This window comes from Erythrobacter sp. SD-21 (assembly GCF_000181515.1).
Lineage (GTDB): Bacteria > Pseudomonadota > Alphaproteobacteria > Sphingomonadales > Sphingomonadaceae > Qipengyuania.
The window spans coordinates 54,835-77,743 of the sequence record NZ_ABCG01000001.1 but is presented as its reverse complement, the minus strand read 5'-3'; the positions used below and the strand labels follow the sequence as shown (position 1 = coordinate 77,743).

The 22,909-nt window shown below is 62.5% G+C and carries 14 protein-coding genes and 1 tRNA gene; 9 read left to right on the top strand and 6 right to left on the bottom strand.

Annotated features, from left to right (window positions below; genetic code table 11):
- Positions 1-34: 34 nt before the first annotated feature.
- Positions 35-886, top strand: a complete 852-nt coding sequence (yghU, locus tag ED21_RS00385) for a glutathione-dependent disulfide-bond oxidoreductase (protein ID WP_006831812.1) — start codon at positions 35-37, stop codon at positions 884-886.
- On the opposite strand, the gene argE is transcribed toward yghU, so the two are convergent.
- Positions 883-2,052 (bottom strand): acetylornithine deacetylase, encoded by a 1,170-nt coding sequence (gene argE, locus ED21_RS00380; RefSeq protein WP_006831811.1) that lies wholly within the window; start codon positions 2,050-2,052, stop codon positions 883-885. The genes yghU and argE overlap by 4 nt on opposite strands.
- Positions 2,053-2,113: 61 nt before the next feature.
- On the opposite strand from argE, the gene ED21_RS00375 reads away from it, so the two are divergent.
- A tRNA-Gln gene (locus tag ED21_RS00375) sits at positions 2,114-2,188 on the top strand.
- A 46-nt stretch (positions 2,189-2,234) separates the two neighbouring features.
- Positions 2,235-3,740, top strand: coding sequence for an acetyl-CoA acetyltransferase (locus ED21_RS00370; RefSeq protein ID WP_006831810.1), 1,506 nt, complete (start codon positions 2,235-2,237; stop codon positions 3,738-3,740).
- Between the two features lie 6 nt (positions 3,741-3,746).
- Here ED21_RS00370 and ED21_RS14555 read toward each other — a convergent pair whose 3' ends face one another.
- On the bottom strand, positions 3,747-5,567 hold the full coding sequence (locus ED21_RS14555; RefSeq protein ID WP_006831809.1) for a hypothetical protein: 1,821 nt from the start codon (positions 5,565-5,567) through the stop codon (positions 3,747-3,749).
- 44 nt (positions 5,568-5,611) lie between these two features.
- Entirely contained in the window at positions 5,612-6,040 is a 429-nt protein-coding gene (locus ED21_RS00360; protein ID WP_006831808.1) for a potassium channel family protein, read from the bottom strand.
- Positions 6,041-6,229: 189 nt separating this feature from the next.
- Between ED21_RS00360 and ED21_RS00355 the strand changes: the two genes are divergently transcribed.
- The 6 genes from ED21_RS00355 to ED21_RS00330 are packed head-to-tail and all read left to right on the top strand — an operon-like array spanning position 6,230 to position 13,522.
- A complete protein-coding gene (locus tag ED21_RS00355; protein WP_034920858.1) occupies positions 6,230-8,356 on the top strand; it encodes an NAD(P)-binding protein in 2,127 nt (708 codons plus the stop codon).
- Positions 8,343-9,113 carry a hypothetical protein gene (locus ED21_RS00350; RefSeq protein WP_006831806.1) on the top strand — a complete coding sequence of 257 codons (771 nt, stop codon included), beginning with the start codon at positions 8,343-8,345 and terminating at the stop codon, positions 9,111-9,113. Before ED21_RS00355 ends, ED21_RS00350 begins: the two co-directional genes overlap by 14 nt.
- Positions 9,110-10,162, top strand: coding sequence for a polyprenyl synthetase family protein (locus ED21_RS00345; RefSeq protein ID WP_006831805.1), 1,053 nt, complete (start codon positions 9,110-9,112; stop codon positions 10,160-10,162). Before ED21_RS00350 ends, ED21_RS00345 begins: the two co-directional genes overlap by 4 nt.
- A complete protein-coding gene (locus ED21_RS00340) occupies positions 10,159-11,229 on the top strand; it encodes a trans-acting enoyl reductase family protein (RefSeq protein WP_006831804.1) in 1,071 nt (356 codons plus the stop codon). Before ED21_RS00345 ends, ED21_RS00340 begins: the two co-directional genes overlap by 4 nt.
- Positions 11,226-12,374, top strand: a complete 1,149-nt coding sequence (locus tag ED21_RS00335; protein WP_006831803.1) for a hypothetical protein — start codon at positions 11,226-11,228, stop codon at positions 12,372-12,374. Before ED21_RS00340 ends, ED21_RS00335 begins: the two co-directional genes overlap by 4 nt.
- Entirely contained in the window at positions 12,371-13,522 is a 1,152-nt protein-coding gene (locus ED21_RS00330) for a hypothetical protein (protein WP_006831802.1), read from the top strand. Before ED21_RS00335 ends, ED21_RS00330 begins: the two co-directional genes overlap by 4 nt.
- Here ED21_RS00330 and ED21_RS00325 read toward each other — a convergent pair.
- The 3 genes from ED21_RS00325 to ED21_RS00315 form a co-directional block, all read right to left on the bottom strand.
- A complete protein-coding gene (locus ED21_RS00325; RefSeq protein ID WP_006831801.1) occupies positions 13,495-15,456 on the bottom strand; it encodes a TIR domain-containing protein in 1,962 nt (653 codons plus the stop codon). The two genes, ED21_RS00330 and ED21_RS00325, sit on opposite strands and share 28 nt — an antisense overlap.
- A 200-nt stretch (positions 15,457-15,656) precedes the next feature.
- Positions 15,657-17,903 carry a DUF11 domain-containing protein gene (locus ED21_RS00320; protein WP_156787188.1) on the bottom strand — a complete coding sequence of 749 codons (2,247 nt, stop codon included), beginning with the start codon at positions 17,901-17,903 and terminating at the stop codon, positions 15,657-15,659.
- A gap of 5 nt (positions 17,904-17,908) precedes the next feature.
- On the bottom strand, positions 17,909-22,906 hold the full coding sequence (locus ED21_RS00315) for a DUF11 domain-containing protein (protein WP_006831799.1): 4,998 nt from the start codon (positions 22,904-22,906) through the stop codon (positions 17,909-17,911).
- Positions 22,907-22,909: the final 3 nt, after the last annotated feature.

Here is a 22,909-nt window from a genome sequence, read left to right as displayed (position 1 = left end):
GCGTGAGACCCCTGCCCCAACAAGGAGATAGAGCTTGGCAGACCCCACCTACACCCCGCCCGAAGTCTGGAGCGCCGACACGGTGAGCGGCGGCAAGTTCGCCAGCATCAACCGCCCGACCGCCGGCGCGCGCGAGGAAAAGGAACTGCCCACCGGCGAGCACGACTTCCAGCTCTATTCGCTCGCCACGCCCAACGGGGTGAAGGCAACGATCATGTTCGAAGAACTGCTCGAAGCGGGGCATGCGGGCGCGGAATACGACGCTTTCACCATCAACATCGGCGATGGCGAACAATTCGGGTCCGGCTTCGTCGACATGAACCCCAACAGCAAGATCCCCGCCCTGCTCGACCGCAGCGGCGACACGCCCGTGCGTATCTTCGAAAGCGGCGCGATCCTGCTGCACCTGGCGGAGAAATTCGGCGCCTTCCTGCCCACGGACCACACTCGTGCCGAAGTGCTCAGCTGGCTGTTCTGGCAGGTCGGCAGCGGCCCCTTCATCGGGGGCGGCTTCGGCCATTTCTATGCCTATGCGCCGGAGAAATACGAGTATCCGATCAACCGCTACGCGATGGAGACCAAGCGCCTGTTCGACGTCGCCGACCAGCGGCTCGCAAAGAGCGAATATCTCGGCGGTGACGAATACACGATTGCCGACATCGCCTCCTGGCCTTGGCTCGCGCCTTTTGTGGAAGGCAAGATATACAACGAGGCGAAGACCTTCCTCTCGATCGACGAATACGAAAACGTCGCGCGGTGGGCCAGGCAGATCGCGGAGCGGCCGGGCGTGAAGCGCGGCCGGATCGTCAACAAGGCCTGGGGCGATGAAGACACGCAGCTCCTTACCCGCCATTCCTCCGCCGATTTCGAGGGCAAGACGCTCTAGGCGAGCGCTTCGGCAAGGCGCTCCATGAACCGGGCGCCTTCTTCGAACTGGGAAATCGCAATCCATTCGTCGGGCTGGTGCGCCTGCTCGATCGAACCGGGTCCACAGATCAGCGTCGGGAAACCCGCCGCCTGAAATTGCCCGCCTTCCGCCGCATAGGCGACCTGCGAGGGCCGAGCATTCTCGCCGGTGAGCGTGCGGACAAAGGCGACCGCGTCCTCGCTCCCCGCCGCCGTCATTGGCGGGGCCGAGGACAGCTGCTTCAAAGTAATCCCGGTTTGCGGGAAGCGCGCCTTCATCTCGGCATCCAGTTCGGCGCAGCGCTGACGGAACGGGGTGAGCGTGGCCTGTGCGTCGACATCGGGCGGGCAGCGCAGGTCGAAAACGAATCGCGCGTGGCCGGCGAGGATATTGGCCGCCGTGCCGCCCTGCATCTCGCCGATGGTCAGCGTGGCCTGCGGCGGGTCGAAACCGTTGTCGCGAACCGCGTTCTCGGCGAGGTCTCCCGCGATTTCATCCAGCTTCGCCATCAGCCGAACGGCGATCATGTTGGCGGAGATGCCGTGATCGACCAACGAGCTGTGCGCCTCGTGCCCGCGAATACTCACTTCGAAGACGCCGATGCCCTTGTGGCCGGTGATGATCCTCATGCTGCTTGGCTCGCCGATCACGGCCAGTCGCGGTGTGGGAATGGTCGCGGCCAAACGCTCGATCATGGCGGGCGCGCCCTTGCAGCCGACTTCTTCGTCATAGCTGATGGCCAGGTGCACCGGTTTCGATCCACGCACGAACCGCGGGACATAGGCGAGCGCCAGCGCGAGGAAACCCTTCATGTCGCAGGTGCCGCGCCCGTAATAGCACCCGCCCTCTTCGCGCACGATCCAAGGGTCGGCGCTCCAGTCCTGACCCTCGACCGGCACCACATCGCTATGGCCCGACAGGATCACCCCACCTGCGACCGAAGGGCCGACGGTCGCAAAGAGATTGGCTTTCTCGCCGCTCTCGTTCGGCACCCTTGTCGAGGCCACGCCGTGCTGGGCAAGATAGGCCTCCACCCATTCGATCAGCGCCAAATTGCTGCGCGCCGAGGTGGTGTCGAAGGCGATCAGCGTTTCAAGAATCGAGCGGGCGGTCGCGTAATCGGTCATTGCGTCGCTATCGACCATGGAATTGCTTACCGCCACCCCTTCACATTGTCGCTGCAGGCGTTATAGGAGCGCCCGCTGCTGGGGTGTAGCCAAGTGGTAAGGCAGCGGTTTTTGGTATCGCCATTCGCAGGTTCGATCCCTGCCACCCCAGCCAGCCTTCCTCCTTTGCCAAAATCGTCCGCGCCGCTAAGCCTTGGCGCATGAGCGAAACGGACCCGCGCAAAACTCCCGTCATCGTCGGCGTCGGTCAGATCAATGACCGGCCAGAGAACCCCGGCGACGGGCTCGATCCCATCGGCCTGATGGCCGCCGCGCTGAAACGTGCAGACGAAGACGCGGGCGGCGACTGGCTCGAAACCTGCGATTCGCTCAATGTCGTCGCGCAGCTTGCATGGCCGCAACTGAACCCGGTGGACGGCAAGCTGGCCGAGCATCTCGGCATCGATCCGGCGCATCGCATGCAGACTGCCATGCCCAATGGCGACAGCCCGATCCTGCTGCTGCACGAAGCCGCAAACCGCATTGCGCGCGGCGAGGCGACGGTCTGCGCCGTGGTCGGCGGCGAGGCGCTGCGCACGGCGGCGAAGCTCGCCGCCCTGAAGCCCCGCGACGATGGCGGGAAGCCGAACGCGCTGCGCGACGCGAGCCACCGCAAACGCGCCGGTTATGCGCCAAGCTACGGCCTCGTCGTTCCGACCGATGTCTATCCGCTTTACGAGAATGCGGGCCGCGCGGCCTATGGGCACAGCCTCGCCGAGGGGCAGGCCGAGAGCGGCGCGATCTGGTCGGGCATGAGCGAGGTGGCGGCCGGCAACGAAAGCGCCTGGTTGCGCAAGCCAGTGACGGCGGATGAGGTGGTCACGCCCTCGCCCGACAACCGACCTATCGCGTTTCCCTATACCAAGCTGCAGGTCGCCAATTCCTCGGTGAACCAGGGTGCCGGCTTCCTCATGACCAGCCTCGCCGAAGCACGGGAGCGGGGCGTGCTCGAGGATCGGCTGGTGTTCGTGGGCTACGGTGCCGCCTGCCACGAGGACGGCAACTTCCTCGCCCGCGACAGCTACGCCGCCTCGCCTAGCCTCGCGACATCGATCGAGCGCACGACGGCACTGAACGAGGTGTCCGCAAGCGATCTTGCCCATGTCGAACTCTACTCCTGCTTCCCTTGCGTCCCCAAGATGGCGCGCCGCGTGCTGGGCTGGCCGCTGGATCGTCCCGCAACCGTCTTCGGCGGACTGACCTTCGGCGGCGGCCCCATCGGCAATTACATGAGTCACGCCGTTGCGGAGATGGTGCTGCGCTTGCGAGGGACGGCTGACAACGGCCTGCTCTTCGCCAATGGCGGCTACGCGACGCACAACCACACCATACTGCTCTCGGGCACGCCGACCGAGGCCATCTTCCCGCAGGACTTCGACTACCAGCACGAAGCAGATGCGCAGCGCGGCGACGTGCCGCCGCCCGACGACGACTATGCGGGTGAGGTCACTATCGAGACCTACACTGTCCAATATGCCCGCGACGGATCGCCGCGCTCCGGTGTTATCGTCGCCCGAACCGCGACAGGTGCGCGCACTCTTGCCCATGTCCCTGCCGAGGACGTGGCGATGATCGCCTTCCTTACTTCGGGCGAGCACGAACCGGTGGGGCAGCTGGGCGAAATCCGCCCGCATAAGGACGGTCTTTCGCGCTGGATGAACCGCTGAGACCGATCAACCCGGCAGGCTTAGGGGCCGCATCTCGTATTGCTGCTGCCACTGGTGGATGTCGGAGAGCATGATCTCGCTCAGCCTGCGCAGCCGGTCGACCAGCCGGTCGTAGGAGAGCGTGTCCGCCTCCATAGCGGAACGCAGCTTCGCGAGCCGTCCCGCGATTGCCGCCGAACGTTCGGAGGTGGCGGCAAAATCGCCCTGCATACGGATGCCGTACAGCGCCGCGGCAAGCGCCGGGAAAAACGCCGTCGCCATGGTTACAATCTGAGTCATCCCCAATCCCTCCCCTTTGACGAGGCCGGGGGCGAAGAACTTCGCGCCGAGATAAGCGAGACAGAACAAAATCGTGCCGACAAAGAGCCAGTCACCTGCTTTGTGCAGGCGGTGGTTGGCGTGTTCCATCACATGCGCGTTCTTGCGGTGGTAGGATAGCTGGTCGTCGATCAGCGCGAAAGCGGCATCGCGCACCTTCCCGAGATAGGCTTTGTCGAGCTCGCCCTGCGGCAGTTCGAGCTCGCGCGCAGTGGCGCGGGCATACCATGTCACCCAGCCGGGATGGGTCGTCCCGTCCTCCACGTCGCGCAGGGACAGCCTGCCCAGCATTCCCGACATCGCCAGCAGGCGCAGCCTTTCGGCCAGATGCCTGCGGTCGATCCATATCTGGTGGAAATTGCATTTCGTCCCGCGCCGGATATTCACGATGATCAGCCCGATCACAATGAGTTCGGCGGTTATCAGCCCGACCTTCGCTTCGGGCGCAGCAATGCCCGCAAGCGCGAGCGCAACGGCCAGCGCGGCGAGCGAGAAATTGGTCACGAAAGTGCTGCGATACTGCAGCGCCGCCCCGCTCGCCCCAGCATCCGCCCGCCCGAACCGGTCGAGCAGGTCGCCTGTTAGTTGCCTCCCGAATTTGCCGAGCTTTGCAAAAGGCGCGACGATAAACGCGAAATAGTTCTCTTCTTCCTCGGCGCTCGGATTGCGGAACTGCACTTCGCTCCATTTGCGCGCTCCGCAGGCGACCAGCAGCAGGGGCCAAGCAAAGCTCGTCTCGCGCCCGCTGGTTTCGCCGGAAAGGAACTGGTGCAACGCGTCGAGTTCCCTGCCCTCGGGAGGCGCGCACAGCGCCTCGATCACCGGGCCATAGGCCTTGGCGAGCGGCACGCGGTTTACGCCGTCGAGCGAGGGGCGATCGGGAATTTCCTCGTGCAGCCCGCTCCACAGCAGGATGGGCTCGTGCGCTCCGTCGGGATTGATGTGGATGACCGGGATGTGGCGCGCAATGGCTTCGGCCACGATGTCGGTCGTGCCGCCCCGCCCCCGCGCGGCCTCGCCGTCCCAGATTGCGATGAGTATGTCCGCCTGCGCGAGAACCAGCCTACCGACGGCCTCGTAAGCGGCCTCGTCGCCTGCCGGATGGTCGGTCAGCGCCAGATTGCTGTCCGCCGTCGAGGCGAGCATCTCGGCGCCTTCCCAGTCCTCTTCGGAAAAATCCTTGCGATAGACCGAAGCGGCAAAGGGCATGCAGGTGGAAAGGCCGATATCCTGGTCGAGCGCGGCTTCCGCCGCCACCGTGTCAGCCCCGGAAGCGAGCGCGGAAACCAGCCGAACGAGCGGCTCTTCGTCGGAGAACAGCTCGCGATGCGTGGCCTTGATCCGCTGGAGGATGGAACGGGCCTCGGCGAAGATTCCGGCGCAGGCCTCGCGCGCCGCGTCGTGGTGTTCAAGCGCCAGTCGCGGCGGGCGATGGCCGGTAATGCCGAAGCGCAGGACGAGGCGCGGAAGCAACTCGCTGCGCTCCGGGCCGTTCTCGGTGCTCGCCATTCGCCGTCCCCTCCCCAAAAACCGCGTAGTCCGGCCGGTGTGACCTAGGAGTTCCGGATATGCCAGAACTTCTCCATGTAGATATACGTCATCGATGCCGACCAGCCGACCATCACCAGTCCGTTGAGCGCCTCGATCCCGCTGATGATACGCAGCGAACCGGTGGGGTAGAGATCGCCGATACCCAGAGTGGTGTAGCTGGTGATCGAGAAATAGAAGGCATCCTCGAGGCTGTGGCCACGTTCCCCGCTGATGGTGCCGTAACCGCCGATCGATTCCAGCCCGAGATAGGCCAAGGCATACAGCAGGGCGTGGACCATGTGCGATGTCAGCGCGGCGACAAGGATGAGGATGATGCGCGAGCGCGGGCTGATGCGAAGATGGGTCAACCGCTGCGAGGTAAACCGCAAGGTCTCGTAATGCACGGCGATGGTGGCGGCCACGAGAACCAGCGATATCGCCAAGGTGATCATCCGTGCAGACTACGCAAAACACCGGTCAAACTGCAAGCAACGCCTCCGGGCGAAGTGCAGGGCTTTCGCGCTACTTCCCTAAATGGCGGTTTTTCTATAGGTGTTTTTCCCAAGGTCGCTTGGGGAGGCGAAACCGCGTGCGCAACAGACCTTGCATACCGCAGCCAGGGCCATGTCGGGAATGACGGCTTGAGCGCCTCGCCTACCCGGGTCGCCGTGATCGGCGGCGGGTGCGCCGCAATGGCGCTCGCCTGGGAACTCTCTCGTCCCGAACATAAAGGCGAGTACGAGGTCACCGTCTACCAGGAAGGCTGGCGGCTTGGCGGCAAGGGCGCTTCGGGCCGAGGCGTGTCGGGTCGGATCGAGGAACACGGCCTGCATATCTGGCTGGGCTTCTACGACAATTCCTTCCGCATGATGCGTGAATGCCATGCCGAACTGGAAGCGGCCGGCAAGGGACACATTTACGGCGACTGGCGTGATGCCTGGACGCCGGAAAACGACATCGCCCTGTACTCCTCCGATGAGCATGGCGGCTTCACCAACTGGAGCGTGCACATGTCCGCGCGCGCAGGGCTGCCCGGCGATCCGCTGCCGCCCGAAACGGCGTTCTCCCTGCCGCATTACATGGCGCGGGCGTTCGAACTCCTGCAGGCGCTGGTACTCGACACGAAGGTCGACGGGTCGACACCGGTCACCGGGTTCGAGCGGGCCATTCCCGGCGACATTTCCGCGCGCATGGCGCATTTGGCGCGGCTAGGCCGGTTCGCCGGGGCCGCCGCGCTGGCCGAGGGTCTGGGCGTGCTGGCCACGCTGCTACGCTCGGTCACGCCTGCCTCTTCGGACGGATTGATGAAGGCTTCTGAAGGCATTCTCACCCAGCTCAGGCAATGGGTGGAGGACCAGTGGATCGCGGATGACGGACACCGGTTCATGTGGGAGGTCGCCGACCTTACCGTTGCGACGATCACCGGCCTGATACGTTATGGCATTCTCGCCGACGAGCGCGGTCTCGATGCGATCGACGATTACGAATGCCGCGAATGGATGCGCATCAACGGCGCTTCCATCCGGGCGCTCCAATCGCCCTTCCTGCGCGGCCTTTACGATCTTTCCATGGGCTACGAGAACGGCGACGAGAGCAAGCCTTCGCTGTCCGCCGGTCAGGGCCTGCGCGGAACCTTGCGCACCTTCTTCGGCTATCGCGGTGCCTTCATGTGGCGGATGCGCGCCGGAATGGGCGATGTGGTGTTCGCGCCGCTCTACACCGCCATGCGCGACCGCGGTGTGAGGTTCGAGTTCTTCCACCGCCTGACCGACACCGGTCTCTCGGTCGACGCCACCCATGTCGAAAGCCTCACCTTCGACGTGCAGGCGGAGATCGAGGGCGGCGGCGAATACCAGCCGTTGGTCGACGTGGCAGGCAGGCCATGCTGGCCGTCCAGGCCCGACTTCGCGCAACTGACGAACGGTAAGCAAGCCGAGGCCGAAGGCTGGCACTTCGAATCCCACTGGGACCGCCGCCGCGCCGGCACCAAAGCCCTCCGCGTGTCAGAGGATTTCGACTTCGTCGCGCTCACCGTCGGAGTTGGCGCCATTCCTTACGTTGCGCCCAAGATCGTCGCTCACGATCCGCGCTGGGCCGAGATGTGCGTCCATGTGAAGACGGTCGCCTCGCAGGCCTTCCAGATCTGGATGGAGGAGAGCCTCGAGGACCTCGGCTGGCCGGGACCCGCCTATATCACTGGCGGCTTTGCCAAGCCCTTCGATACCTGGTGCGACATGGCCCATGTCGTGCCGGAAGAGGCGTGGACAAAACCTCCAGCAACCTCGGTCTATTTCTGCGCGGTTCTGCCCGATCCCGAAACGCCCCCGGGGGACGACGACACCGAATACCTCTCGTTGCGAACAGCGGAAGTGCGCGCCAATGCGGAAGGGTTCCTGAAATGGCCGGTGCGCGAGGTGTGGCCCAAGGCCTATGACGATAACGGTCACTTCCGCTGGAATCTCCTGTCGGTACCCGAGGAATATGGCGAGGATATCAAGCTGGCCGATCAGGATCGCTTCGGCACGCAATATTGGCGGGCCAACGTCAACCCGTCCGACCGCTACGTGATCCATACGCCGGGCAGCTTCCGCTACCGGATTTCACCGCTCGACCGCACTTACGACAACCTCACCATTGCCGGGGACTGGACCGACAGCGGGTTCCATTCCGGATGCGTGGAAGGAGCGGTCATGTCGGGCCTGCTCGCCGCGCACGCCCTGTCGGGCTCGCCAAGACTGGAGGACATCACCGCCTATGACCACCCCTGATTCCGGCAAGCGCAAAACACGGCCCAAGGAGGGGCGCACCCGCCCGATCCGCACGGGCGAAGGCGTACGGGCGCGGGCGTCGGCGGCCCGCTCTCCCGAACAGGCCGCCGCGAGCATGGACGAAGCGGTCGCCCGTGCGGTGCAGAGCAGTTACGACGTGCTCGACGAGGCAGTGCGGCAGACGCGCACCGCGGCGGATCGCTTCAGCGAAGGCGATTTGTCGATGAAGACGATGCCGGTCGACATCGCCTCTGTCTCGCTCAAGGCGATCGACATCGCGCGCCAGCTGAGCACGGCAACGCTCGATCTGTGTGAGCAGATGGTGTCGCAGATCAACCTCGCCGCCTCCCCGCCGCCGCCGGGCGAAGTCGCGGCCAAGGTTCCTCCGTTCCGCAAGACCACTCCCGAGCCGGTCCAGCGCTCGACCTCTCCGCCACGGGACAATCCGGATTTCATCCCCTTCGAGGTTCATTTCACCGGTGGCGGAATGGCTGTCGCCCACACAAGCGAGATGAAAAAGCCGCAGAAGGTTACCCGACCCGGCGATCTCATGCCGCTCACCTTGCAGAAGGCGGGATCGTCGGACCCCGGCCTCACGTGCGAACCGTTCGAAATGGACATTTCGGGCGCGCTGTCCGTGCCGGTGAAGGTGCCGAAAGGACAGGCGCCCGGCGTCTATAACGGCCTCATCATGGCCAAGGGGCAGGACATTCCGCTCGGCATCATGACCGTTGAGGTGGTGGTGGAGGGCTCATGAACGCGAACACGCATCGGGGTTTCGACCAGGCGCACCGCGACGCGGCGGACCTGCTGGTGCGGTTCGGCAAGGAAACGCGGCTTCATCTCGACCACTACCTGCGGTCCGGTAACGACGCGCCTTATCTGGACGCCTTGCTCGCCGAATATCCGAAGCGTGGCGGCAAGATGCTGCGCCCCGGTATCTGCATTGCCAACGCGCTGATCTTCGGCGGCGAGCTCACTCAGGCGGCGCGCTGCGCGGCGGCAGTCGAATTGCTGCACAACGCGCTCCTGATCCATGATGACGTGCAGGACGAAAGCGATTTGCGGCGCGGCCTGCCCACGCTCCATGCGCAGCACGGCGTGGCGCTGGCCATCAACGCGGGCGACGCGCTGCTCTTTACCGCCTTCCAGCCCTTGCTCGATGCGATCCGGCCTCTCGGCGCCGATCTCGCTCAGCGCGTGATCGAGGTGACCATCGCAATGGCCCGCCAGACAGCCGAAGGCCAGGCGCTCGAACTCGGCTGGCGCGACCGGAACGTGACCGAGCTGACCGAGGCCGATTACTTGCGCATGGCCCTGAAGAAGACGGCTTGGATGGGAATGATCTGGCCGGCGCAGCTCGGCGTGCTGATGGGCGGACGCGGACGGATCGATCCGGCGCGCGTAGTGCGCTTCGGCCATTTCCTTGGCCTCGCCTTCCAGATCGAGGACGATCTGCGCAATCTCACCGACAATCCGGGCTACGGCAAGGAACGCAACGGCGACCTTTACGAGGGCAAGCGCACTCTCATGCTGATCCACGTGCGCAACGCCTGCGAAGACGCGGACAGGGCGCGGATCGACCGCTTGATGGACCAGCCCCGCGCAGACCGCGATCCTGCCGAGATCGACTGGCTTGCCCGGCTGATGAACGAGCGCGGATCGATCCGCCACGCGCGGCAGGTGGCCGATGCCATGGCGGGCGTGGCCATGCTCGAATTCAAGACCGCCTATTCGGGACTTTCCGACAGCGCTGAACTCGCTTTCCTCGAAGTTCTGCCAAGCTGGGTCTTCGACCGGCCATGAGCGGCAGGGTCCTCCTCTACGGCGCGAACGGCGTCACCGGGCTGGAGGTCGCGCACCACCTCACCGGCGAGGTCGACCTGCTGCTGGCCGGGAGGAATCCGGAGGCGGTCTCCGAACTCGCCGGGCAGCTGGACTTGCCCTGGGTCGCCTTCGATCTCACCGACACTGAGGCGGTGAATAGCCATGTGGCCCGTTCGGCAGTGGTGCTCAACGCGGCCGGTCCGTTCAACGAAACCGCAGGATACCTTGTGCGCGCCTGCCTCGAATTGGGCACGCATTACGTCGATCTCGGCGGGGAATGGCCGGTTTTCCCGCAGCTCCTGTTGCATGACGAGGAAGCGAAGCAGGCCGGCGTGATGATCATGCCCGGGATCGGCCTCACCATTGCGGCGACCGATTGCCTGCTCAAGCGCGCCGTCGAGCTGTGGCCCGATACCGACCGCTTGTGTCTCGGCATTTCGCGCGCCGAGGTCATCTCGCGCGGCAGCGTCTCTACCGCGGCCCGCCTGCTCGATGCGGACGCGATGGTGTGCCGCGACGCCCGGCTCCACCGTGTGCCCGCAGGCAGCCTCAAGCGATCCTTCGATTTCGGGTCGGGTCTCAGCGAGTGCGTGGCGATGAGCTGGGCCGATATCGTGACCGCGCCCTTCTCCACCCAAGTGAAAAACATCGAGGTCTATACCGAGATGCACTGGCATGAGCGCGCAGCCTACCGCGTCTCCGGTCTCGGCATTCGCGTGACGGGCGAACGGCAGGCGCGCCAGTTCGGCGATCTCCTGTCAAACGCCTGGCCGCGCACCCCTTCCCCGGCCGCGCGCGAGAAAGCCCGTTTCGCCATGGTGGTCGAAGCGCTCGACAAGTGGCGGCGCGTGCGGCGGCTCACGCTCCATACGCTCGATGGCTACACCTCCAGCGTGCTATGCGTCGGGGAGGCGATCCGCCGGATCGTGGCGGGCGATGCGCCTGGGGGGTTCCAGACCCCTTCAACCGCGTTCGGCTCGAATTTCGTGGTCGATGCCGAAGCCGGCGTGTTCGAGGAAGCAAGCCAAGCGCAGGTGGCGAAATGATGCCCGAAGGCACCTTCGTGCCCTATGTCCAGTCGGCGATCAGCCAGGACGTGCCGCCGCCCTATCACTTCCCAAATGTCGCGGTGAACACTTTCATCTGGAAGGCGAATGTCGCCAAGGTCCAGAAATATTGCGACCGCTATCTCAATCTCGGATCGGCCGCTGAACGGGGCTTCCGTTACCGCCCGCTTTCCGTCTGGCCTTATGCCACATTGATGTTTCTCGACTATCCCGAGATGATCAGCTCGGCGCGCGAAATCTACGATTTCGGCGAGGTTCCCTACCCCCAGCGCGGGATCACCAGCCAGAAAGAAGCCTTCGTGGCCATCCCCGTGGTTCGCTACGGGACCAACCCGCTGACCGCCATGACGAAGGCGGCTGTCGAATGGATTGTCCCGGTCATCGTGGTGAGTGAGCCCTGGTCGAGCGTGTGCGGGCGCGAGATGCTGGGACTGAGCAAGCTTCTGGCCGAAATAGACATTGGCGAAAGCGATGATCCGGGAAGCTTTTCGGGCGAGATCCGCCTTCCCGGCTGGATGCACGGCAAGCCGGGCGAGGTGCAGCAAAAACACACCTTCGTCACCGTTGAGACCAAGCCGCCCATGCCCACGAACATGGGGTCCGCCGACGGGAAATCGATCTATTCGCTGCTCGACACGCCGGAAGCCGCATCCACCCTCGAAACGCTTTCGAAAGTCTCAAACTTTATCAATTTCGCATCTCTCGGGACCATACCGACGGTCATGCGTACGGTGGGACTCAAGCAGTACCGCGACGCGGCCAATCCCGAACGCGCCGTCTACCAGGCGCTAGTGACCTGTCGGTCCTATTTCTCCGAACTGAAACAACTCGAATTCTACAACGAACAGGATGTCGCGATCAGCTTCAACGCGTCGGGCAGCTTCAAGAGCATCATCGACACACTGATAAACGTCGAAGGATTTGGCTTGGGCGATCAGATGAGCGCGTCTCCTGTGGCCGGGTTCCGGTTCTGCGCCGACATCGATTACGACGAGATGCGTGTGATCCACGAGTTCCCGATCGAGGGCGGGGACGGCATTGCTCCGCGCGCCGCCCGAAGCGATCTGGATGCCGCCTGGTATCGCCCGTGGAAGGGCCTGATAGAGGGCTTGTTCAGGCGATGACCGACTTCATCGACTCTTTCTCCGACCAGGCGCTCGTCCCCTCGTGGAAAACAACGGGCAGCCGCCATTGGGCCTTCGTCATCGATGCCGCTCCCGGTTGCATGCAGGATTATCTCGACAGCCATTTCAACGCCCCCGGTCCCGACAAGTCCCCCTATCGCTACGAAGCGCTGTCGGAGCATAATTTCGGCATACTGATGGTCACCGACCACCCCGATTTCGCGTGCTGCGGCGAAGACCGGGACGGCTGGGACACGGTCGCCCATCGCGAGTTGTTCTGGCAGTTTCCCGCCCATCGCTACAAGGATTCCGGAAACGGCTTCGCGCGCGAAAAACACGATCTCGTCTGGATTCAGCCCTTCTATTTCGACGACAACTCGACTGTCATGTTCGCAAGCCGCGAAATCATCGGCAGCGAAAAGCAAATGGCCGAGATCGGGTTCGAAGAGGGAACCGAAGCCGACGATTTGCATCTCGACGTCGCCATACAGGGGTTCAAGACCTTCAATCCACGCTCTCGTTCGCACCTAGTCGGTGTCCTGCATATCGAGCTTCGCCAAGGAACCGACGAGGTCGATTTCGCGCAAGTGATGGACTCGGGTGAGGCCACGTCTCGACAAGCAAGCGAAAGGGTGGATTTGAGCGCGTTCTTGGAGCGCAAGGGAGCGCCCGCGTTTCTCGGCACCTGGATGGGGACGTTTCCCGCGCTCGCCGGAAAATCGACCGCGCCTTCCAGCCATCCGGCCACTGTCCATATCGACACGCTGAAGCAGTACCGCGACGCCTTCGACATGCGCAAGGCGGCCTACCGCGCGATCATCGCCTCCAAGGCCACCCACACGCAGATTCGCAATCCACGTTTCTTCAAGGGCAGGGACGTGGATCTCGCCTTCGCCTGGTCCGACACGATGAAGGAACAGTTCACCCGCCTCTTCGGCCTCGATCCGAATGACGCGACCGACAAGCTGGAAAAGCATGGTTTCGCAAAACTGGCTTCGAAGATGAGAGGCGATGATCGCAAGGTCGCGGATTGGGAACTGCCGATTACGAAGAAGGAAGTGCTGTTCGCAGTCGCCTTCGAATCCGATGCAACCTTCGAAGTGCTCGAGACCTTGCACACTTATGGTGCGGGTATTTTCTCGCGCTGAGCTTCGGCCAGCGAACGCTCGACCTCGGCGCGGAAATCATACTCGACCCATTCCTCGCAATCGGGCCATTTGCCCGTGCTTTGCCAGTACTCCGACATGCCCAGCCGGGTGCAAAGGTCGACAAAGCGCGGCTGCTGCAGGACCTTGCTCCACGGCCCCATGATGGTGCCGGGGAAATAGGCGCTAGGCCGCGCGCCGTCGGGGTTGAACACGAAATCGTAGGAAGCCCTCTCCGCCATATCGAGCGCCTCGTTGGCAAGACCGAACTCGCCGATCGAGACCACGAGGTTCAAAGGCAGGTGCCCGGTCTTGTCGAGATACTCGCGATAACGCGTCATCCGCCGCTCGATCAGTTCGGGGTCCTTGGTCCGGACCGCCTGCGCAAAGGCAAGCGCGGCTCGCATGTCGCGGCTTTGCCATTCGTTGAGCTGCCCCACATCGGGCACGGCCCGGTCGAAGGCATCCCAATAGCCCAGCGTGCCCGCCGTATTGACGAGCGAAATCAGGATGCCGGGATTGTCGGGCCATTGCCGGTGGAGTTGTTCGTGCATCGCCACGCAGATGTCGATATCGCCTACATAGGCGCGCATCTGCGCCACGTTGAGCCGCGCCGAAGGCATCAGCGGGTTGAGTTCGCAGGCGCGCTCAGCATAGCGAAGCCCGTCGCGAAAGCGGCCCACGCTCCAGCAGAAAGTGCTCATATCGGTCAGCGCTGCCGTATCACGCGGCGAAACCTCAAGCGCTTTTCTCAGCAGCGCCTCGCGCTGCGAATAGGCCCCCCAAGGCTCCAGCATGGCGAGCGCCACATACGCCCCGCCGCTCTTCGGATCGAGCCGCAGCGCCGTGCGGGCGGCGTCGATCACTCCGTCGCGACCGATGTGATAGGCCTTGTCGTAGCGCCCCGACCGCAGTGTCCAAGCCCGGCATTCGGCGAGGCTTTCCCAAGCGGCTGCGAAGTTCGGCGCGGCGGCCACCACCCGCTCGAGCAAGGGGATCGATTCACGGTAGGCATCGTCGAAAAGCGGATCGCCTTCCGCCATGATCCCGCGGGCGCGCATATAGGCCTCGTAAGAAGCGGGATCGAGCGCCTCCTCCTTGCGCGTAGGAACGAGCGCAACCTTCAGCGCTTCGGCCACCTTCTCCGCGATCCGTTCCTGCAAGTCGAAGACGTCGTCGAGATCGCCATCGAAGCGGTCGGCCCAGATCGCGCTGCGCGTGGTGCACTCGACCAGTTCGGCGCTGATCCGCACCCGGTTCTGCGCCCGACGCACCGATCCGTCGAGCAGATGGGTCGCCCCCAGCGCGGAGGCGACGCGGGCCGTGTCCTTGGCCGAACCGCGGAACTGGAAGCTGGATGCACGGGCGACAACCTTCAGGCTGCTGCCGCTCGCGACGGTGCGCTGGATTTCCTCCGAGATCCCGTCGCAAAAGAAGTCGAGTTCGGCATCGGCGCTGAAATTGTCGAAAGCCATGACCGCCAGCAGCGGTTCGCGCGAGGTCGGCCGTGTGAATTCGGGACCGATGCCGGCCAGCGTATCGTCACCTCCGCCCGAAAGCTCTTCCACGCTGGCCACGATCTTTCGCCACGGCGCTGCTGTAATGTCACCCGACCAGCCGATGCCCTGTTCGCAATGCACCCGGTTGAAGGGAAACGGCGGGATCGTACCGTCGAGGCTGAACTGGACTAGCTTTCCCTGCTCGTGCGCAAGATCTGCCTCGGCAAGCACCCAGCGCGAACGACGGGCGTCCTCCGACCAGACGACGAGCACCGCGTCGACTTCCTGAAGCTTTTCCTCGATGACGACAGAAAATTCGCGATGGGCGGGCAGCGCATCATCGATCCAGACTTCATACCCCTCCTCGCGCAGACCGCGCGCGGCCGCTTGGGCCTGGTCGGCCGTGGAACGGGCATAGGAGATGAAAATCTCGGCCAAGCAAGCCTCCCCGGCAATTGGCTGAGAAGGATGCTAAGCGGGTGTAGGGAAACTTTCAACAAAGCGAAGCGCAAGCATCTGTATTCATCATGCCGAGGACAGGATTCACAACAGCTTGCTCTTGGCAATTATTCCTCCGATTAAGGCCAACATGTCTGTATCTAGGGACCAGACAATAGCGCTCGATCAGTGCCTGAGCGCTACTCCACGATGAAGCGCACCCTCAGAGTGAAGCTCCTCGCGGCGGCGAATGCACCCTTGGGGTTGACCCGAAAATCCGAAATCGAACCGTCGCAACCCTGAGCATCTGCTGTGGGGATATACGTCCAGGTAGCGCCGCTATCTGAAGAAAACTCCAAATCGTCCGTCAGGCTATCGAGAGTTGCGAAAGTATAGGTGACCCCGGAGCCCGGCGAGCCATCCGCAAAGCGAACGGGCCCCGATCCCCCGCCAAACGCTGTCAAACACATCTTCGCGTCCGCTGGCCCGTCATCGGTGACGAAAACCGTATCGGTATCCACCGGCTCATCGCCGGTATTCGTTAACGTAATCAGGTATTCGACTACGGCGCCCGGAATTGCCTTTGGATTGTCCAACTGATTGACGGGATCGGAAACGACCGAACTGACCTTCGTAACGCTCAAAGTCGTGAAAGGGGTGCATACGTCCAGATCGTGGATACCGATAGCCTGTATACCCGGATTACTCGGGGCAGCCGAACCATTGCCGTAGGATATGACGATTGTCTGGACGTAATCTTCAAACGTCACGACCAGATTGCCCAGATCCTGCGTTTGATCCGACGATGCATCCCCGGTCGCGACATTACCGGTGACCGAGTTCGCCACCCCATTTGTCAGCGTAGGAAGGATGGTCTCGGATGGTCCAGTGCCGGTCACTTCGATCCTGTCGGCGAACTGGTTGCCGTTGTCGACGTCGAATATCGTGAACTGCACGCCGGCGAACGCCCTTGGCAAGGTCAAGGTGATCGTGGTCCTGTCACTGACGGATGCCATATTGACAAACACAATGAGCGAATTCTCGGCCGGAGAAAGGCCGCCCTGAAAACTCGTATCTACCGCAGGCGATTGGCCTCCGTAGCCAGCGTTGTTCACGAAACTGCCCGGGTTCGCGATCGATACATTGAGATTGCCAAAGGTCGAGAAGGCGATTGCCTCCTCCGTATCCCCGTCGGTCCACGTTACTGCATCCCAGTCAAATCTCGAGGTCCCTGCTGGACACAGGAGAACCGGGGGCGTTCCGGCGAGACGACCGTTGGCTACTACGAAGCTGGCACTGGCGTAATCGTCTTCGGTTGTAATCCCATTGTCGGGCGTCGAATCAAAGTCCCGCACGCTGCTTGCAGTTACTTCGGCGCGATTGGTTATCGTGGTCCCGGAAACGGCGGATATTGTTCCGATGATATCGATCGAGACAGAGGCTCCCGGCGCGAGGCTCGCAACCGACCAGATTCCGGTCGTCGAATTGAAGCTGCCACTGCCTGTGGCGGAACTGAACGCAAATTGGGCGGGCAGCGTATCGCGAACAGTAACGCTATTTGCGGTCTGGAACGAGGCCGAGGAATTGGACAAGGTCAAGCGATAGGTGGCCGTCCCCCCTTCTACTGGCGCGTCGCCGATCAAAGCTTTCGAAAGCGACAGATCGGCACCAGTGCCACTATAGATCAGGTCCGAAACGCCCGCGAATTGCGAAGACGGATTGCCGGAACCTGTGTAGCTGAAATAGACGATCCGGATACGCTGAACAGACTGCGTGCCAAAATCCAGGTTGATGTTGCCATCCGTCGAGGACGTGGCTGAACCGGCGGTGCCCCGCCAACCGTTTACCGTTGCATCGTTCGTTCGTGCCACGGAAGAACCGGTTGTCCAGAAGCTTGTCGTCGAGGCAGCGTTGGCAAAGCTCCCGGTGCTGTCGTTGTCGTAATAGACCTCTACGGCATCGGTGAACGAACCGGCGTCGATATCCCCGAGTGAAAAGCTCAGGTTGCTTACCGCACGGCTTAGGGAAATCGTGATCGTAATCTTGTCGCGCGGATCGTAGGAACTGTTGTCGAAGCCCATCAGCAAGGGCGAAGCACCTGATCCGATCGTACCGCTGAAATAACTGACGAAAGTATCAGCGTAGGGGTTTGTAAATGAACCGCCGCCTTCGGTTTGTGTCGCATAGGACAAGGTCGCCACCGTGCCATCGGAACCGTTGACTGTGATTGGGGTAGGCAGAGCGCCCTGACTTGCAATTCCGGTGTCGGCCCAATCAATCGTAGCCGTCTGGGCGCGAGCTTCCTGCGCATCGATCACGCCGACTCCGATGAGCAAGCCGATCGCCAAAACGAGCGTACGAACAGTGGCGAAAATCCTCATCCGCATGCCTGCTCGGTATGCGAATATGGTTAACAGCGCGTTGAGGTCCGGGAGGATGGCCCGCATATGCCTTATCTTCCCAATCCTAAAAGACCGAAGCTGTCGGCGTCGATTTTCAGGCGGATCGACGCGTAAAGCCCTTTGTCCGTTTCCCTTGCAGCGGAGAAGTCCTCGTCGCGGAATCCCGCGAAGTTATAGCCAAGGGTGAGCAACGCATCTTCGATCGGGACAAAGCCGACACTGGGTCCGAACGAATAGCTGAACCTATTGTCGCGCAAATTCGCACGCAGCGTTCCGCGGCCGCCCAGTTCGAAACGCTCGGAAATGCCAAAGCGCAGATCGGTCCCGGCGAGAAGGGTAGTTCCTGACAGGCCGTAGCCTTCGAACCGGTCGAAATTGTATCGTGCACCGAGAAACAGACCGTATTCGTCGCGGCGAATGATGGCGCCATCTTCGCCGGCACTTTCAGGCGACCAATTGGCCGACATGCTGGCAAGCAGCCGGCGCGATTGTGCGTCTCCCGAAACCGCGAGTGCAGTACGGCCAGCGGGGCCCGTGTCGCCAGCGATAGCATTCCATACGGCATCACTGCGATATTCAAGCTTGCTGAGGAAGGCGAATTCGGAACCGTCGGGCCGGTGCGCCATGGCAATGGCGCCATCAAGGATCCGGGTCGCCGCCCCGTTCTCGCCTTCCGCGTGCGTCCATGTGAAGCCAGAGCCGACGATCGAGCCTTCGCCAAGCTGGCGGATTGCTCCCAGCCTCACGCCTTTGCGGTTGGCAAACTCGCCATCGCGATACTCGCCGCGTGCGGTGGCGCTCCAGCGATCCTTGCGATAAGCGCCGCCGAGCGTGATTGCGGTGAAATCTTCGAAAAGCGTTCCGTCCTGGCCCAACTGCCCACCGCTGGCGAGCGGCTGGTCGGGATTCACGACATCGGTGATCGAGGGGTCGGCATCGATCGTGCGATTGCCGTCGATGGTCGCATCGAAAGTCAGTTCCGGCGTGACCTGGAGCGATTGCGACAGGCCGAAAGCGGCGAAGCTGCGATTGCCATACTCATCGATTTGCTGCTGGCCGAGCGAAGTCACGGCGCGTGCGCCTTGCCAGGGAGTGACTTCAAAACCGCCCTTGATCGTGCGCGCGGTGACGGCTTCGCCATCGGCGATTTCGTAGAGTCCGATTACACGAACATTATCAGTAATCGCATAGCGTGCGTTTAACCGATGACGGTTCGGCAGATCTGCCGATTCCGGGTCGTCGAGCGCGATGCTGGTCGTTGCGCCCAGTTCGAGACGGTTGTCGAGCAGCCGGCGCGTTGCGCCCGCTTCGAGAACGGTCGAACCGTTGCGCGTCCCATCGGCGAGGCGATCATCAAAATGAGCGATACCGAGGCGATAGTCGCCCTTCTGGTTGGTGTAACCAAGCTGGACCTGCACCGCCTTGCGCTGGCTGTCGTCGCCCACGGCATCGTCCTGCCAGATGCTGCCGAGGATCGAGAAATTCTCATCGAAGCGCAGGCGGGCATCGGCACCGATCTTGGTGCGGCCAAGCTCGGCCCCGTTTTGCTGGCCGACGCCGAAGGTTTCGTCGAGCGCGCGGGCATAGGCGATCAGATCGAGATTCCTGGTCTGGTGCTGCGCTTCGACCAGCCAGCCGTGCGACAGTTCGCCATCGCGCGTGCTCACGGCGACTTCGGCATCGATACGTGCGCTGTCGGTCAACTGCGCGCGCATATCGAGTCCGACAATATTCGTACGCGTGTCTTCACCCTTGTCGGTGATCGCGCTCGCGCCGATACGCACCGTGTCGGCCGCGTCGGTCCATTCGGCGCGCACACCGGCATTGATTTCGCCGCCTTCGCCGCGTTCGGTTTCGTATTCGACGACAATGAACTGCGGGTTGAGGTTGAAATCGCGGCTCAGCACCGGTTCCTTGAAGGTGATAGTGCCCGAGAGAAGATCGACATCGTAATCGAGGAAGCGCTCGAGCTTGCGGCTCGAAACGATCACTTCAGAGCGGAAGCGGTCTCTGGTTTCCAGCGTTACCTGTTCGGTGTTGGCGACCAGCGCGCGGCTCGACAAACGATAGGGACCGGAAATGCCCTGGCCCTGGATCTCGTCGCGGCGAAAACCGGTGGCGATATCGGCTGCGAAGGCTTCGGCCTGGATCGCACCTAGCCGCGCTTCGCCCTTCACGCCGGTTGCCGTGCGGTTGTAGCGCGCGAGGCGGGTCTGGTTGAAGTCGGTCTCGAAGTCGCCATAGAGCGCGTAAAAGGTCGCGGTCTCGATGCGGAGATAAAGCTTCTCGCGCGATGCGGCATCGAAGCGGCGGCTCGAGGCATCGCCGAACACGGTGTAGTAAGCGTCGGGATCGAGCGTGCCAAGCAAGCGCTGGTCGTCTTCCTGCTTTGCGCTGTCATAGGCCAGCGTGACCAGGTATTTACCCAGCACGCGGCCCTTCGCATAAAGCGCGACACGCGCATTGTCGCCCAGATCGCTGTCGAAACGGCCTTCACGCTCCATATTCTCGGCTACACTGCGCGCGCCGATCGAGCCCTCGGCAAGGCCGATCACGGTCCATTCGATATCGCCCGGCTCGATCCAGGTTTCGAGCTGCCGCTCGCGCTTGATCTCGCCATCGTCGAAACGGAAACCGAGGTTGAGCGAACCGCTGACCATGGTGGGCGCGAGTTCGATGAGCGCGATACCTTTGTCGCCTTCGATGACCCAGCGTGCGGAGCTGGTACCGAGGCCGGTCAGCTGGTTGAGCTGCTGGCGCGCGATTTGCTCTGCGCTCTGGTAGGGTGCACTGACGGTGAATTCGCCCGAAATGCCTTCGCGCAGAGGCCGATTGTTGCGATCAAGGATCCGCACTGCGACCGTGGGCGAAGTCCGCCCATCGGCGACGAGTTTTGAGAGCTCGGGCACGAACTCGACCTTGGTCGGGGTGGTGGTGAAGAACACTTCCCTTTCGATGGTCTCGTTCTTCTCTCCGAAACTGTTGATGATGTCCGCGCTCAGACGCGTGCGTTCATTGCGCAAGGGTACGCCGCGCCACGTACTGACCGCGTATTTGCCTTCCTCTGCATTGCGCGTGCCCTCGAACAAAAGTGTATCAACGGGTTCGCCATCGGCGCGAAGGAGGATTTTTTGGCCCTTGCGATGACGGATTGCGACACGAATTGCCGGCGCTCGGGGATTTTCGTTGACGGTTGGTGTTAGCCAGCCATCGTTGCCGTCACCCAACGCTATCCAATCGGTATCGGACGCGGCAGATGCCTTTGTCTCTTCCCGATCCCGCAGCACGGGTTCCTCATGGCCAACAGTTTCCCTGACGCTATCTTGCGGAATTACCGCATGGAAATCGGCGAGGACCAAGGAACCGCCCTGGCCGATTGCAAAGCGCGAAATAGCGCTGCCACCCGACCGAGTATCGCGGTGGCAATCGACGAATTCCCCGCCTTCGGGCAGCGTCATCGGCGACGCCTGAACAACATGCGTCCCGGGCACGACGCCTTCGAAGTGATAGCGGCCATCCAAATCGGTGATAGCGAAGCTGCCATCTTCCATCATGACCCGCACACCCGGGATGCCCGGGCGGTCTTCTGTCAGGTCGCAGCGACCTGCGGTGATGCGGCCGATGATCGTCATGCGTCCGGCAATCGACTCGCGCTCGATCCGGACCGAAGCGCCGGTAGTCGCGTCGCGGCCCAGAGAATCGGTTACCGTGGCGCGGTTTTCTGCCGCCCCCGGAGGTGCATCGGTGCGAACTGTCATAATGTAGGTGATGCGACGCGTGGCCCCGGCCTCGACATCGCCGAGTTGAAACTTGATCTCCCGCCCGTCTGCCGAAATTTCAACAGAGTCAGCAGCTTCCACTCCGTCGATCCTTATCGAGTCGCTACGCAGGCGTAACCAGGGCGAAGGAGTGTCGATGACAGTGACGTTCCGCTTGGGGCGCGAGCCATCCTGATTTCGCGCGATGATCGTATAAAGAATGGCGTCGCCCGGTTGTGCGGCGGGCTTGGAAGCCGATTTACCAAGCGAAACTGCCAGCCCCGAGCGGTCGAGCGGAATATCGACCCGAACCAATCCGGCCTGCGAGGTGCCGATAGCTCCGCCGAACGAAGCATCGTTGATGGCGAATTCTTCGCCATTGGCCCCGACGAGCAGGGCAAGCTGTTCGGGAGAAGCGGCGGAAGGCGCGGTGTACGGCGTGGGCGGCTCGACCAGCAGGCGATAGGCACCTGCCGGAACCACGGGAAACCAGAATTGGCCCGGGCCCATCGGATAGATGGTGCCGGAAGCGTCTGTAATCGCTTCGCCAGAGATAACCCTAGATGGGAAGGGCGTCGTTCCGTTTTCGGCAAAGACTGTGGCGGGCTGCCCTGTAGCTGCATCGACCAGTATGATGCGCGCTCCGGAAACAGCTGTGCCCGTCTCACTGTCAAAGACGAAGTTGAAGGGCGAAGCGACGACATCGACCTGTGCAGTGATTATGATATCGGGACTGCCGACGTGCGCAACACCGATCCGGATGGTGCCCTGATCGACCACGCCGAGCACGCAATCGCCGCTGGCGAAGGCCGGCGGTGCGCGGTGTGTCGAGATGATGCCGACGAAGATGCCGGTGTTCACGCCCGTTTCGAAAATGGTGATCGTCTCGCGATCGCCCGTACTGCTGACAAGCGCCGCATCGAGTTGGTCCACCGCATTGGGATCGAGATTGCCAGAGGGTACCGAAACCTGAAAAAGGAACGATGTGCCTGCCGAAATCTGGGTGGTCTGCTCGACACCGGTCGATTGCGATACTTCTTCGGAGGAAGTAGGTGTCGCTACGCCGCCATTGGTTACGGTGCAACGCGGATTGCGATAGCTAAGAATGGTATCCGACCCGAGAACCGGGCGGAAAACGGTTATTGACGTATCGTCCTGCTGGACCTCAACCGAAACAAGGTTCGATTGCGTTTCGAAAGGATTGCCGCCGAAGGTCCAGCGGGCCTCGGCGATATTGTCGATCGTTTGCGCGTGTGCCGCTCCTCCAAGCATGACAAAAGGCAGCAGCACTAC